Genomic DNA, 15,459 nt, shown 5'->3' on the forward strand with positions numbered 1-15,459 from the left:
TAATAGATTTGGTTGACCAATTTAGTGAGGCGTTTAGGCAAGTGTCTCTGGTTACGACGTAAAGAAACATAAATCGATAATATTTATGTTTCTTTACTAGTGAAGTGCCTAGCCAAATTCCTGACAGGATTTGGCGTTAGTTACTTAGATTGCTTTGCAATCAAGTAACTTTGGCGATTTACATCTTCTCTGGCGCTTCTACTCCAAGCAAGCGAAGGGCTTCTTTTAGAACGACTGCGGTTGCGTAGCTGAGGGCTAGACGGCTGTCGCGTTCTGGGCTTTCATCCAAGATGCGCGTATGTGCATAGTATTTGTTAAAGGCTTGAGCCAGGCTAATTGCAAATTTAGCAATGATAGAAGGTTCAAAGTTATCCGCCGCACGGTTGATAATACGTGGGAAGTCTTGGATGAGTTTGATGATTTCCCAGCTTTCAGCATCATTCAAGCTATAGTTGCCAGCTGTTTCTGGTTTGAAGTCTGCTTTACGTAAGATCGATTGGATACGAGCGTAGGCATATTGTACATAAGGACCAGTTTCACCCTCGAAGGATACCATAGCTTCTAGGTCGAAGTCGTATCCATTTGTACGGTCGGTCTTGAGGTCATAGAATTTAATGGCTCCAACCCCAACAGCATGCGCTACCTGGTCTTTGTTTTCAAGTCCAGGATTTTTAGCCTCGATTTGGGCCTTGGCACGGCTAACAGCCTCTGCAACAGTAGGCTCTAGCAAGATGACATTCCCTTTACGAGTAGAGAGTTTCTTCCCTTCTTTTGTAACCAAACCAAAAGGAACGTGAGTAATGTCGTCACTCCAGTCGTAGCCCATTTCTTTCAAGACAGCTTTGAGCTGTTTAAAGTGGGCAGATTGTTCTTGACCAACAACGTAGATAGATTTAGCAAATTGGTATTCGTTTTTACGGTAAAGGGCTGCAGCCAAGTCACGTGTGATGTAGAGAGTTGCACCATCAGATTTCTTGATGAGGGCTGGATGTTCAATTCCATATTTCTCAAGATTGACAACTTGGGCACCTTCTGATTCAACAAGAAGACCTTTTTCAGAAAGAATGTCTACAACTGCATCCATCTTATCGTTGTAGAAGGCTTCTCCGTTGTAGCTGTCAAATTCAACCTTCAGTTCATTGTAAAGGCGATTAAATTCCACTAAACTTTCATCACGGAACCATTGCCAAAGTGCGAGAGCTTCCTCGTCTCCATTTTCAAGTTTACGGAACCATTCGCGTGCTTCTTCATCCAAGCTAGGGTCATTTTCAGCCTCAGCATTGATGCGGACATAGAGTTTAAGAAGTTCATCGATTGGATGAGCTTTTACAGCTTCTTCGTCGCCCCATTTTTTGTAGGCAACAATCAACATCCCAAACTGTTTACCCCAGTCTCCCAAATGGTTGACCTTAACCGTTTGATAACCGATTTTTTGGAAAATATGTGACAAGCTATCTCCGATAACGGTTGAACGTAGGTGACCAATAGAAAATGGTTTAGCGATATTGGGACTAGACATGTCGATAACAACATTTTCTTGTTTACCAATATTTTGGTCAGCATAGTGTTCTTTTTCAGTGATAACAGCTTGCAATACTTGAGCAGAAATGGCATTTTTATCAAGGAAGAAGTTAACGTAAGGTCCTGTTGCGACAACCTTTTCAAAGGCTTGGCTGTTAATCTTTTCAGCCAGCTCAGCCGCAATCATTTGAGGTGCTTTACGTTCGACTTTTGCAAGAGAAAAAGCAGGGAAAGCGATGTCTCCCATTTCTGAGTTTTTAGGGGTTTCCAGTAAATTTAAAATAGCCTCTTGGTCCAGGCTATCAATGACGCTAGCCAATTCGCTAGCAATCAATTCTTTTGTATTCATTAAGAGCTCCTTTTTGGACTTTTCTACTATTTTATCACAATTTTAAAGAAAGAAGAAAAAATTTTTGAAATCTCCTATTTTTTTGGTATAATATAGTTATAAAATTAGTTATAAATATGCATATAAGAGGATTTTATGAGAAAAAGAGATCGTCATCAGTTAATAAAAAAAATGATTACTGAGGAGAAATTAAGTACACAAAAAGAAATTCAAGATCGGTTGGAGGCGCACAATGTCTTTGTGACGCAGACAACCTTGTCTCGTGATTTGCGCGAAATCGGCTTGACCAAGGTCAAGAAAAATGATATGGTGTATTATGTACTAGCAAATGAGACAGAAAAGATTGATTTAGTGGAATTTTTGTCTCATCATTTAGAAGGTGTTGCAAGAGCAGAGTTTACCTTGGTACTTCATACCAAATTGGGAGAAGCCTCTGTTTTGGCAAATATTGTAGATGCAAACAAGGATGAATGGATTTTAGGAACAGTTGCTGGTGCCAATACCTTATTGGTCATTTGTCGAGACCAGCACGTTGCCAAACTCATGGAAGATCGTTTGCTAGATTTGATGAAAGATAAGTAAGGTCTTGGGAGTTGCTCTCAAGACTTATTTTTGACAAGGAGAGACGGAAAATGGCGACAGAAAAGCTATCCCCCGGCATGCAACAGTATGTGGATATTAAAAAGCAATATCCAGATGCTTTTTTGCTCTTTCGGATGGGTGATTTTTATGAATTATTTTATGAGGATGCGGTCAATGCTGCGCAGATTCTGGAAATTTCCTTAACGAGTCGCAACAAGAATGCGGACAATCCGATTCCTATGGCGGGTGTTCCCTATCATTCTGCCCAACAGTACATTGATGTCTTGATTGAGCAGGGCTATAAGGTAGCTATCGCAGAGCAGATGGAAGATCCTAAACAAGCTGTTGGAGTTGTGAAACGAGAGGTTGTTCAGGTCATTACGCCAGGAACAGTGGTCGACAGTAGTAAGCCGGACAGTCAGAACAATTTCTTGGTTGCCATAGACCGTGATGGCAGTCAATTTGGCCTCGCTTATATGGACCTAGTGACGGGTGTTTTTTATGTGACAGGTCTTTTGGATTTTACGCTGGTTTGTGGGGAAATCCGCAATCTCAAGGCTCGAGAAGTGGTGCTGGGTTATGACTTGTCTGAGGAAGAAGAACAGATCCTTAGTCGTCAGATGAATCTGGTACTTTCCTATGAAAAAGAAGGCTTTGAAGACCTTCATTTACTGGATTCACGATTGGCAGCTGTGGAGCAAGCGGCATCTAGTAAACTGCTTCAGTATGTTCATCGGACTCAGATGAGGGAATTGAACCACCTCAAGCCTGTTATCCGCTATGAAATCAAAGATTTTTTGCAGATGGATTATGCGACCAAGGCTAGTCTGGATTTGGTTGAGAATGCCCGTTCAGGCAAGAAGCAAGGTAGTCTTTTTTGGCTTTTGGATGAAACCAAAACAGCTATGGGAATGCGTCTCTTGCGGTCTTGGATTCATCGCCCCCTGATTGATAAGGAACGAATTGTCCAACGCCAAGAAGTTGTGCAGGTCTTTCTCGACCATTTCTTTGAGCGTAGTGATTTGACAGACAGTCTCAAGGGTGTTTATGACATTGAGCGCTTGGCTAGTCGTGTTTCTTTTGGCAAAACCAATCCCAAGGATCTCTTGCAGCTAGCGACCACCTTGTCTAGTGTGCCACGGATTCGTGCGATTTTAGAAGGAATGGAGCAACCTGCTCTAGCTTATCTCATCGAACAACTGGATGGAATCCCTGAGTTGGAGAGTTTGATTAGCGCAGCGATTGCTCCTGAAGCTCCTCATGTGATTACAGATGGAGGAATTATCCGGACTGGCTTTGATGAGACCTTAGACAAGTACCGTCGCGTTCTCAGAGAAGGGACTAGTTGGATTGCTGAAATTGAGGCTAAGGAGCGAGAAAACTCTGGTATCAGCACGCTTAAGATTGACTACAATAAAAAGGATGGCTACTATTTCCATGTGACCAATTCGCAACTGGGAAATGTGCCTGCTCACTTTTTCCGCAAGGTGACGCTGAAAAACTCAGAACGCTTTGGAACCGAAGAATTAGCCCGTATCGAGGGAGATATGTTGGAGGCACGTGAGAAGTCAGCTAACCTAGAGTACGAAATTTTTATGCGTATTCGTGAAGAGGTTAGCAAGTACATCCAGCGTTTACAAGCTCTAGCCCAAGGAATTGCTACAGTTGATGTCTTACAGAGTCTGGCGGTTGTGGCTGAAACCCAGCATTTGATTCGACCTGAATTCGGAGATGATTCGCGAATTGATATCCAGAAAGGGCGCCATGCTGTCGTTGAAAAGGTTATGGGGGCTCAGACCTATATTCCAAATACGATTCAGATGGCAGAAGATACCAGTATTCAACTGATTACAGGGCCAAACATGAGTGGGAAGTCAACCTATATGCGTCAGTTAGCCATGACGGCGATAATGGCCCAGATGGGTTCCTATGTACCGGCAGAAAGCGCCTATTTACCTATTTTTGATGCGATCTTTACCCGTATCGGAGCAGCAGATGACTTGGTTTCAGGTCAGTCAACCTTCATGGTGGAGATGATGGAGGCCAACAATGCCATTTCGCATGCGACCAAGGACTCTCTCATTCTCTTTGATGAATTGGGACGGGGAACTGCAACTTACGACGGTATGGCTCTTGCTCAGTCTATAATCGAATACATTCACGAGCATATCGGAGCCAAGACCCTCTTTGCGACCCACTACCATGAGTTGACTAGTCTGGAGTCTAGTTTACAACACTTGGTCAATGTCCACGTGGCAACCTTGGAGCAGGATGGGCAGGTCACCTTCCTTCACAAGATTGAACCAGGACCAGCCGATAAATCCTACGGTATCCATGTTGCCAAGATTGCTGGCTTGCCAGCAGACCTTTTAGCAAGGGCGGATAAGATTTTGACTCAGCTAGAGAGTCAAGGAACAGAAAGTCCTGCTCCCATGAGACAAACAAGTGCCGTCACTGAACAGATTTCACTCTTTGATACGGCAGAAGAGCATCCTATCCTAGCAGAATTAGCTAAATTGGATGTTTACAATATGACACCCATGCAAGCTATGAATGTCTTGGTCGAGTTAAAACAGAAACTATAAAGAGAAAATTACTAGTCATTCTAGCTGTATCAAGGAGACTTCTTTGACAAGTTCTCACTTTTTTGCTAGAATAACATCACACAAACAGAATGAGAAGGAGCTGACACATTGTCGCTCCCTTTTGTCTATTTTTTAAGGAGAAAGTATGCTGATTCAGAAAATAAAAACCTACAAGTGGCAGGCCTTGGCTTCGCTCCTGATGACAGGCTTGATGGTTGCTAGTTCACTTCTGCAGCCGCGTTATCTGCAGGAAGTGTTAGATGCCCTCCTTGCTGGGAACTATGAAGCTATTTATAGTATCGGGGCTTGGTTGATTGGTGTGGCCCTGCTCGGTTTGGTTGCTGGTGGGCTCAATGTTGTCCTCGCAGCCTATATTGCCCAAGGAGTTTCATCTGACCTTCGGGAGGATGCCTTCCGTAAAATCCAAACATTTTCTTATGCTAATATTGAACAATTTAATGCGGGAAATCTAGTCGTTCGAATGACAAATGATATCAACCAGATTCAGAACGTCGTCATGATGACCTTCCAAATTCTTTTCAGGCTCCCCCTCTTGTTCATCGGTTCGTTTATCTTGGCGGTTCAAACCTTACCTTCTCTGTGGTGGGTGATTGTTCTCATGGTAGTCTTGATTTTTGGTTTGACTGCTGTCATGATGGGTATGATGGGGCCTCGTTTTGCCAAGTTTCAAACCCTTCTTGAACGCATCAATGCCATTGCAAAGGAAAATTTGCGTGGCGTTCGTGTGGTCAAGTCCTTTGTCCAAGAAAAAGAGCAGTTTGCTAAGTTTACGGAGGTTTCAGACGAGCTACTCGGTCAAAATCTTTACATCGGTTATGCCTTTTCAGTAGTGGAACCTTTCATGATGTTGGTCGGTTATGGGGCGGTATTTTTCTCTATTTGGCTAGTTGCGGGGATGGTTCAGTCGGATCCGTCAGTTGTTGGCTCCATTGCTTCCTTTGTCAATTACCTGAGCCAGATTATCTTTACCATTGTCATGGTTGGATTTTTGGGAAATTCTGTCAGTCGTGCTATGATTTCTATGCGTCGTATTCGAGAAATTCTTGACGCAGAGCCAGCCATGACCTTCAAGGATGTGCCAGATGAAGACTTGGTAGGAAGTCTTAGCTTTGAAAATGTAACCTTTACCTATCCAATGGACAAGGAACCGATGCTGAAAGATGTGAGCTTTACTATCGAACCTGGTCAAATGGTTGGTGTCGTTGGAGCGACTGGTGCAGGAAAATCAACCTTGGCTCAATTGATTCCACGTCTCTTTGACCCACAGGAGGGTGCTATCAAAATTGGAGGCAAGGATATTCGAGAAGTGAGTGAAGGAACCCTGCGTAAAACAGTTTCTATCGTTCTCCAACGTGCCATTCTCTTTAGTGGAACGATTGCAGATAACTTGAGACAGGGTAAGGGAGATGCTACTTTATTTGAAATGGAGCGCGCAGCCAATATTGCTCAAGCCAGTGAATTCATTCATCGTATGGAGAAAACCTTTGAAAGTCCAGTTGAAGAAAGGGGAACCAACTTTTCAGGTGGGCAAAAACAAAGGATGTCGATTGCCCGTGGAATTGTCAGCAATCCACGTATTCTGATTTTTGACGATTCGACCTCAGCCTTGGATGCCAAGTCAGAGCGCCTGGTTCAGGAAGCCTTGAATAAGGACTTGAAGGGAACGACAACCATTATCATCGCTCAAAAGATTAGCTCGGTTGTTCATGCAGATAAAATCTTGGTTCTAGATCAAGGACGATTGATTGGTCAAGGTACGCATGCAGACTTGGTTGCCAACAATTCCGTTTACCGTGAAATCTACGAAACACAGAAAGGAAAGGAGGAGTAAAATGAAGACAGTTCAATTTTTTTGGAATTATTTTAAAGTCTATAAGCTATCATTTGTAGTTGTTATCCTGATGATTGTTCTGGCGACTCTTGCCCAAGCTCTCTTTCCGGTATTTTCTGGACAAGCGGTAACAGAGTTAGCTAATTTAGTTCAAGCTTATCAAAATGGCAATCCAGAACTTGTTTGGCAAAGCCTATCAGGAATCATGGTCAATCTTGGTCTGCTAGTTTTGGTTCTATTTATCTCCAGTGTGATATACATGTGTCTCATGACGCGCGTGATTGCAGAATCGACCAACGAGATGCGCAAAGGCCTCTTTGGCAAGCTTGCTCGGTTGACTGTTTCTTTCTTTGACCGCCGACAAGATGGCGATATCCTGTCTCGTTTTACCAGTGATTTGGATAATATCCTCCAAGCTTTTAACGAAAGCTTGATTCAGGTCATGAGCAACATCGTTCTATACATTGGTCTGATTCTTGTCATGTTTTCGAGAAATGTGACGCTGGCCCTCATCACTATTGCCAGTACACCAGTGGCCTTTCTCATGCTGATTTTTATCGTGAAAATGGCACGGAAATATACCAACCTCCAGCAGAAAGAGGTAGGGAAGCTCAATGCCTATATGGATGAAAGTATCTCAGGTCAAAAAGCCGTGATTGTGCAAGGTATTCAAGAGGATATGATGGCAGGATTTCTTGAACAAAATGAGCGCGTGCGCAAGGCAACCTTTAAAGGAAGAATGTTCTCAGGAATTCTTTTCCCTGTCATGAATGGGATGAGTCTGGTCAACACAGCCATCGTCATCTTTGCTGGTTCAGCTGTACTTTTGAATGATAAGTCTATTGAAACAAGTACAGCCCTAGGTTTGATTGTTATGTTTGCCCAATTTTCACAGCAGTACTACCAGCCTATTATTCAAGTTGCGGCAAGTTGGGGAAGCCTTCAGTTAGCCTTTACAGGTGCTGAACGGATTCAGGAAATGTTTGATGCAGAGGAAGAAATTCGACCTAAAAATGCTCCGACCTTCACTCAGTTGCAAGAAGGTGTTGAAATTAGTCATATTGATTTTTCATACTTGCCTGATAAACCCATTTTGAAAGATGTCAGCATTTCTGCTCCTAAAGGCCAGATGACAGCGGTTGTTGGTCCGACTGGGTCAGGGAAAACGACTATTATGAACCTCATCAATCGCTTTTATGATGTTAATGCTGGTGGGATTTATTTTGACGGTAAAGACATCCGTGACTATGATTTAGATAGTCTCAGAAGCAAGGTGGGAATTGTCTTGCAAGATTCGGTCTTGTTTAGCGGAACGATTCGAGACAATATCCGTTTTGGTGTGCCAGATGCTAGTCAAGAAATGGTTGAGGCAGCAGCCAAGGCAACCCATATTCACGACTACATCGAAAGCTTGCCTGATAAGTACGATACTCTTATAGATGATGACCAGAGCATCTTCTCGACAGGACAAAAGCAATTGATTTCTATCGCTCGAACCCTGATGACAGATCCAGAGGTTCTCATTCTCGATGAAGCCACTTCGAACGTAGATACTGTGACAGAAAGCAAGATTCAGCATGCCATGGAGGCGGTTGTAGCAGGCAGAACTAGTTTCGTCATTGCCCATCGTTTGAAGACTATCCTCAATGCAGACCAGATTATTGTCCTTAAAGATGGAGAAGTCATTGAACGCGGTAGCCACCATGAACTCTTGAAACTGGGTGGCTTCTATTCAGAACTCTATCACAATCAATTTGTTTTTGAATAAGAAAAAAGTTGTCCCCTTGGGCAGCTTTTTCTTGTCCATAAAAAATATTTATCACAGCCTTAAAAAAACATATTAGACGAAAGTCATTTTGAGTGATATGATAAGACTATCGTTAACATTCGAAAGGAGAGGCATCATGGCTAGAACGGTTGTAGGAGTTGCTGCAAATCTATGTCCCGTAGACGCAGAGGGCAAAAACATTCATTCATCTGTATCTTGTAGATTCGCAGAGAGCATTCGTCAAGTCGGTGGTCTCCCTTTAGTCATTCCTGTTGGTGATGAGTCAGTTGTTCGCGATTATGTAGAAATGATTGACAAACTTATCTTGACAGGCGGTCAAAATGTCCATCCTCAGTTTTATGGAGAGAAAAAGACCATCGAGAGTGATGATTACAACCTAGTGCGTGACGAATTTGAATTGGCGCTCTTGAAAGAAGCGCTTCGTCAGAATAAACCAATCATGGCAATCTGTCGCGGTGTCCAACTTGTCAATGTTGCCTTTGGGGGAACTCTCAATCAAGAAATCGAAGGCCACTGGCAAGGACTACCTTTCGGGACATCTCATTCTATTGAGACAGTAGAAGGAAGTGTGGTGGCTAAGTTATTTGGAAAAGAAAGTCAAGTTAATTCCGTTCATCGTCAGAGTATTAAAGATTTGGCACCTAATTTCCGTGTAACTGCTATTGACCCAAGAGACCAGACCATCGAAGCGATTGAGTCTATCGATGAGCACCGCATTATTGGTTTGCAGTGGCATCCAGAGTTTCTGGTTAATGAAGAAGATGGCAATTTAGAATTATTTGAGTATTTATTGAATGAACTGTAACGACTGGAACATCTAGTCGTTCTTTCTTTTATTTTTTCAAAATTTTTGGAATGTGGGATTTTTACGCAAACGTTTGAATTCTGATAAAAATTGGAGAAATTCGACAAAAAACTTGAAAAAAACGAAGGTAAGCGTTATGATAGAAAAGAAGAAATATTGGAGGAATAACATGTCACATATTAAATTTGATTATTCAAAAGTTTTAGACAAATTTGTTGCACCACATGAAGTGGAATACATGCAATCACAAGTAACAGCAGCAGATGAATTGATCCGTAAAGGAACTGGTGCTGGTAGCGACTTCTTGGGATGGTTGGACCTTCCTGAAAACTATGACCGCGAAGAATTTGACCGCATCTTGAAAGCTGCTGAGCAAATCAAATCAGACAGCGATGTTTTGGTTGTAATCGGTATCGGTGGATCTTACCTTGGTGCGAAAGCAGCAATCGACTTCTTGAACCACCACTTTGCAAACTTGCAAACAAAAGAAGAACGCAAGGCTCCACAAATCCTTTACGCAGGAAACTCAATCTCATCTACTTACCTTGCTGACTTGGTAGAGTACGTAGCTGACAAAGACTTCTCGGTAAACGTGATTTCTAAATCAGGTACAACAACTGAACCAGCTATCGCTTTCCGTGTCTTCAAAGAACTTTTGGTTAAGAAATACGGTCAAGAAGAAGCAAACAAACGTATCTATGCAACAACTGACCGCCAAAAAGGCGCTGTTAAGGTTGAAGCAGATGCTAACGGTTGGGAAACATTTGTTGTTCCAGATGATATCGGTGGACGCTTCTCAGTATTGACAGCCGTTGGTTTGCTTCCAATCGCAGCATCAGGAGCTGACATCAAAGCCCTTATGGAAGGTGCGAATGCAGCTCGCAAAGACTACACTTCAGATAAAATCTCTGAAAACGAAGCTTACCAATACGCAGCAGTTCGTAACATCCTTTACCGTAAAGGCTATGCAACTGAGATCTTGGTAAACTACGAGCCATCACTTCAATACTTCTCAGAATGGTGGAAACAATTGGCTGGTGAATCAGAAGGAAAAGACCAAAAAGGTATCTACCCAACTTCAGCCAACTTCTCAACTGACTTGCACTCACTTGGTCAATTTATCCAAGAAGGAACTCGTATCATGTTTGAAACAGTTGTCCGTGTTGACAAACCTCGTAAAAACGTGATTATCCCTAGCTTGGAAGAAGACCTTGATGGACTTGGTTACCTTCAAGGAAAAGACGTTGACTTTGTAAACAAAAAAGCAACTGACGGTGTTCTTCTTGCCCACACAGATGGTGATGTACCAAACATGTACGTGACTCTTCCAGAGCAAGATGCTTTCACTCTTGGTTACACAATCTACTTCTTCGAATTGGCTATCGCTCTTTCAGGTTACTTGAATGCTATCAACCCATTTGACCAACCAGGTGTTGAAGCTTACAAACGTAACATGTTTGCCCTTCTTGGAAAACCAGGATTTGAAGAATTGAGCAAAGAACTTAACGCACGTCTATAATAGAAGAAAAGAGTGGCTTGTCCACTCTTTTTACTCTCTTTATCCATAGAAATTGGCCTCAGCCAAGACTTGTGATATAATATAGAGAGCAAAAAGGCAGACGCCTAGAGACTTTATAGGAGAAACTATGTCAAAAGATATCCGCGTACGTTACGCACCAAGTCCAACAGGACTACTACACATCGGGAATGCCCGTACAGCATTGTTCAACTACCTTTACGCACGTCATCATGGTGGAACTTTTATTATCCGTATCGAAGATACTGACCGTAAACGCCATGTCGAAGATGGTGAACGTTCACAACTTGAAAACCTTCGTTGGTTAGGTATGGATTGGGATGAAAGCCCAGAAACACATGAAAATTACCGCCAGTCTGAGCGTTTGGACTTGTATCAAAAATTCATCGATCAATTGCTAGTTGAAGGAAAAGCCTACAAATCTTACGTTACAGAAGAAGAGTTGGCAACTGAACGCGAACGCCAAGAAGCAGCTGGTGAAACACCTCGCTACATTAACGAATACCTTGGTATGAGTGAAGAAGAAAAAGCAGCTTACATCGCAGAACGTGAAGCAGCTGGTATCATTCCAACAGTTCGTTTGGCGGTCAATGAGTCAGGTATCTACAAGTGGCATGATATGGTTAAAGGTGATATCGAATTTGAAGGTGGCAATATTGGTGGTGACTGGGTTATCCAAAAGAAAGACGGTTACCCAACTTACAACTTTGCCGTTGTCATCGATGACCATGATATGCAAATTTCTCACGTAATCCGTGGAGATGACCACATTGCTAATACACCAAAACAGCTTATGGTCTATGAAGCACTTGGTTGGGAAGCTCCAGAGTTCGGTCATATGACCTTGATTATCAACTCTGAAACTGGGAAAAAATTGTCTAAACGTGACACCAACACCCTTCAGTTTATCGAAGACTACCGTAAAAAAGGTTATTTACCAGAAGCAGTCTTTAACTTTATTGCTCTTCTTGGTTGGAACCCAGGTGGCGAAGATGAAATCTTCTCTCGTGAAGAACTCATTAAACTTTTCGATGAAAACCGCCTGAGCAAGTCTCCAGCAGCCTTTGACCAGAAAAAACTCGACTGGATGAGCAATGATTATATCAAGAATGCAGACCTAGAAACTATCTTTGAAATGGCAAAACCATTCTTAGAGGAAGCAGGCCGTTTAACTGACAAGGCTGAAAAATTAGTTGAGCTCTATAAACCACAAATGAAATCAGTAGATGAGATTATCCCATTGACAGATCTCTTCTTCTCAGATTTTCCAGAATTGACAGAAGCAGAGCGCGAAGTCATGGCGGGAGAAACAGTCCCAACAGTTCTTGAAGCCTTCAAAGCAAAACTTGAAGCGATGACAGATGATGAATTTGTAACAGAGAATATCTTCCCACAAATCAAAGCTGTTCAAAAAGAAACAGGTATCAAAGGGAAAAATCTCTTCATGCCAATTCGCATCGCAGTTTCAGGTGAAATGCATGGACCAGAATTGCCAGATACTATCTTCTTGTTAGGCCGTGAAAAATCAATCCAGCATATCGAAAACATGCTAAAAGAAATCTCTAAATAAGAAGGATGCAACAATGGATATCTGGGAAAAGATGTACGAAGAAGCACAGAAATTGTATAATCCACATGAAGTATCTGATTTTGTTTATGCGAATCATGTCGTTGCCGCAGTAGAAGCAGAAGATGGACAAATATTTACAGGATTCTGTATGGAGGGAACCTGTGGTGTTTTCCATCTCTGCGCAGAGCGGGCAGCACTCTTCAATATGTACCAATTTTCGGGACAAACTAAGGTTAAAAAAGTCTTAGCCTTTCGAGAGCAACCACCTTATGGTGGAAGTTCGGGTATGCCTTGTGGCGCTTGCAGAGAGTTCCTCTTAGAGTTGAACGCTGAAAATAAGGACGCAGAAGTCATGATGGACTACGATACAAGAAAGACGGTTAAAGTTGCAGAACTAATGCCCTATTGGTGGGGAGAAGAACGTGCTTCTAAGTTTAATAATCAATAGAAGAGTCAGTATAATTCTGGCTCTTTTTACTTAATTTGAAAAAAACAGAAAAAGTAGTTGACAAGTCAGAAAAAGCCTGTATAATAGTAAGAGTTGAAAATAACAACTCTGGTCCGTTGGTCAAGGGGTTAAGACACCGCCTTTTCACGGCGGTAACACGGGTTCGAATCCCGTACGGACTATGGTATGTTGCGGTTGAGGCATTTGATGAAAAAAAGTTAAAAAAGTTTCAAAAAAGTGTTGACAAGCGAAAGCGACTGTGATATACTAATATAGTTGTCACTTGAGAGAAGCAAGTGACAAAGACCTTTGAAAACTGAACAAGACGAACCAATGTGCAGGGCACTATAACTAAGGTTATAGTACTGAACAATGAAAAAACAATAAATCTGTCAGTGACAGAAATGAGTGAGAACTCAAACTTTTAATGAGAGTTTGATCCTGGCTCAGGACGAACGCTGGCGGCGTGCCTAATACATGCAAGTAGAACGCTGAAGGAGGAGCTTGCTTCTCCGGATGAGTTGCGAACGGGTGAGTAACGCGTAGGTAACCTGCCTGGTAGCGGGGGATAACTATTGGAAACGATAGCTAATACCGCATAAGAGTAGATGTTGCATGACATTTGCTTAAAAGGTGCAATTGCATCACTACCAGATGGACCTGCGTTGTATTAGCTAGTTGGTGGGGTAACGGCTCACCAAGGCGACGATACATAGCCGACCTGAGAGGGTGATCGGCCACACTGGGACTGAGACACGGCCCAGACTCCTACGGGAGGCAGCAGTAGGGAATCTTCGGCAATGGACGGAAGTCTGACCGAGCAACGCCGCGTGAGTGAAGAAGGTTTTCGGATCGTAAAGCTCTGTTGTAAGAGAAGAACGAGTGTGAGAGTGGAAAGTTCACACTGTGACGGTATCTTACCAGAAAGGGACGGCTAACTACGTGCCAGCAGCCGCGGTAATACGTAGGTCCCGAGCGTTGTCCGGATTTATTGGGCGTAAAGCGAGCGCAGGCGGTTAGATAAGTCTGAAGTTAAAGGCTGTGGCTTAACCATAGTACGCTTTGGAAACTGTTTAACTTGAGTGCAAGAGGGGAGAGTGGAATTCCATGTGTAGCGGTGAAATGCGTAGATATATGGAGGAACACCGGTGGCGAAAGCGGCTCTCTGGCTTGTAACTGACGCTGAGGCTCGAAAGCGTGGGGAGCAAACAGGATTAGATACCCTGGTAGTCCACGCCGTAAACGATGAGTGCTAGGTGTTAGACCCTTTCCGGGGTTTAGTGCCGCAGCTAACGCATTAAGCACTCCGCCTGGGGAGTACGACCGCAAGGTTGAAACTCAAAGGAATTGACGGGGGCCCGCACAAGCGGTGGAGCATGTGGTTTAATTCGAAGCAACGCGAAGAACCTTACCAGGTCTTGACATCCCTCTGACCGCTCTAGAGATAGAGTTTTCCTTCGGGACAGAGGTGACAGGTGGTGCATGGTTGTCGTCAGCTCGTGTCGTGAGATGTTGGGTTAAGTCCCGCAACGAGCGCAACCCCTATTGTTAGTTGCCATCATTTAGTTGGGCACTCTAGCGAGACTGCCGGTAATAAACCGGAGGAAGGTGGGGATGACGTCAAATCATCATGCCCCTTATGACCTGGGCTACACACGTGCTACAATGGCTGGTACAACGAGTCGCAAGCCGGTGACGGCAAGCTAATCTCTTAAAGCCAGTCTCAGTTCGGATTGTAGGCTGCAACTCGCCTACATGAAGTCGGAATCGCTAGTAATCGCGGATCAGCACGCCGCGGTGAATACGTTCCCGGGCCTTGTACACACCGCCCGTCACACCACGAGAGTTTGTAACACCCGAAGTCGGTGAGGTAACCTTTTAGGAGCCAGCCGCCTAAGGTGGGATAGATGATTGGGGTGAAGTCGTAACAAGGTAGCCGTATCGGAAGGTGCGGCTGGATCACCTCCTTTCTAAGGATAAGGAACTGCGCATTGGTCTTGTTTAGTCTTGAGAGGTCTTGTGGGGCCTTAGCTCAGCTGGGAGAGCGCCTGCTTTGCACGCAGGAGGTCAGCGGTTCGATCCCGCTAGGCTCCATTGGTGAGAGATCACCAAGTAATGCACATTGAAAATTGAATATCTATATCAAATAGTAACAAGAAAATAAACCGAAAACGCTGTAGTATTAATAAGAGTTTATGACTGAAAGGTCAAAAAATAAGGTTAAGTTAATAAGGGCGCACGGTGGATGCCTTGGCACTAGGAGCCGAAGAAGGACGTGACAAACGACGATATGCCTTGGGTAGCTGTAAGTAAGCGATGATCCAGGGATTTCCGAATGGGGGAACCCAACAGGTACTACCTGTTACCCACATCTGTTAAGGATGTGAGGAGGAAGACGCAGTGAACTGAAACATCTAAGTA

General features: G+C 43.4%; 9 protein-coding genes, 2 tRNA genes and 2 rRNA genes (1 of these 13 only partly in view). 12 read left to right on the forward strand and 1 reads right to left on the reverse strand.

Going from position 1 to position 15,459, the window contains the following annotated elements:
- Positions 1-178: 178 nt before the first annotated feature.
- Complete coding sequence (argS, locus tag SM12261_RS00735) at positions 179-1,870, reverse strand: arginine--tRNA ligase (protein ID WP_001092724.1); 1,692 nt, start codon at positions 1,868-1,870, stop codon at positions 179-181.
- 135 nt (positions 1,871-2,005) lie between these two features.
- Here argS and argR point away from each other — a divergent pair, with 135 nt between their 5' ends.
- The 12 genes from argR to SM12261_RS00800 form a co-directional block, all read left to right on the forward strand.
- Positions 2,006-2,452 (forward strand): arginine repressor, encoded by a 447-nt coding sequence (argR, locus tag SM12261_RS00740; RefSeq protein ID WP_001231476.1) that lies wholly within the window; start codon positions 2,006-2,008, stop codon positions 2,450-2,452.
- A gap of 50 nt (positions 2,453-2,502) precedes the next feature.
- The gene (mutS, locus tag SM12261_RS00745; protein WP_000179940.1) at positions 2,503-5,037 is read left to right on the forward strand and encodes a DNA mismatch repair protein MutS; all 2,535 of its coding nucleotides are present in this window, start codon (positions 2,503-2,505) and stop codon (positions 5,035-5,037) included.
- 145 nt (positions 5,038-5,182) lie between these two features.
- Positions 5,183-6,889: a multidrug efflux ABC transporter subunit PatA gene (gene patA, locus SM12261_RS00750; RefSeq protein ID WP_000908126.1), complete on the forward strand. Its 1,707-nt coding sequence runs from the start codon at positions 5,183-5,185 to the stop codon at positions 6,887-6,889.
- 1 nt (position 6,890) lies between these two features.
- Complete coding sequence (gene patB / locus SM12261_RS00755; protein WP_000859879.1) at positions 6,891-8,657, forward strand: multidrug efflux ABC transporter subunit PatB; 1,767 nt, start codon at positions 6,891-6,893, stop codon at positions 8,655-8,657.
- Between the two features lie 136 nt (positions 8,658-8,793).
- Positions 8,794-9,483, forward strand: coding sequence for a gamma-glutamyl-gamma-aminobutyrate hydrolase family protein (locus SM12261_RS00760; protein WP_000124770.1), 690 nt, complete (start codon positions 8,794-8,796; stop codon positions 9,481-9,483).
- A gap of 169 nt (positions 9,484-9,652) precedes the next feature.
- On the forward strand, positions 9,653-11,002 hold the full coding sequence (locus SM12261_RS00770; protein WP_000018268.1) for a glucose-6-phosphate isomerase: 1,350 nt from the start codon (positions 9,653-9,655) through the stop codon (positions 11,000-11,002).
- A gap of 127 nt (positions 11,003-11,129) precedes the next feature.
- Positions 11,130-12,590 carry a glutamate--tRNA ligase gene (gltX, locus tag SM12261_RS00775; RefSeq protein WP_000031049.1) on the forward strand — a complete coding sequence of 487 codons (1,461 nt, stop codon included), beginning with the start codon at positions 11,130-11,132 and terminating at the stop codon, positions 12,588-12,590.
- 13 nt (positions 12,591-12,603) lie between these two features.
- Positions 12,604-13,038, forward strand: coding sequence for a cytidine deaminase family protein (locus SM12261_RS00780; protein ID WP_000355915.1), 435 nt, complete (start codon positions 12,604-12,606; stop codon positions 13,036-13,038).
- Positions 13,039-13,148: 110 nt separating this feature from the next.
- Positions 13,149-13,220 (forward strand) — tRNA-Glu (locus SM12261_RS00785).
- Positions 13,221-13,461: 241 nt separating this feature from the next.
- Positions 13,462-15,008: ribosomal RNA gene (locus SM12261_RS00790) — 16S ribosomal RNA — on the forward strand.
- Between the two features lie 51 nt (positions 15,009-15,059).
- Positions 15,060-15,132: transfer RNA gene (locus SM12261_RS00795), tRNA-Ala, on the forward strand.
- 124 nt (positions 15,133-15,256) lie between these two features.
- Positions 15,257-15,459: ribosomal RNA gene (locus SM12261_RS00800) — 23S ribosomal RNA — on the forward strand (it continues 2,699 nt past the right edge of the window).
- Together the 16S and 23S rRNA genes with 2 tRNA genes alongside form the textbook arrangement of a ribosomal RNA operon.

The organism is Streptococcus mitis NCTC 12261 (genome assembly GCF_000148585.2).
In the GTDB taxonomy this organism is placed as follows: domain Bacteria; phylum Bacillota; class Bacilli; order Lactobacillales; family Streptococcaceae; genus Streptococcus; species Streptococcus mitis.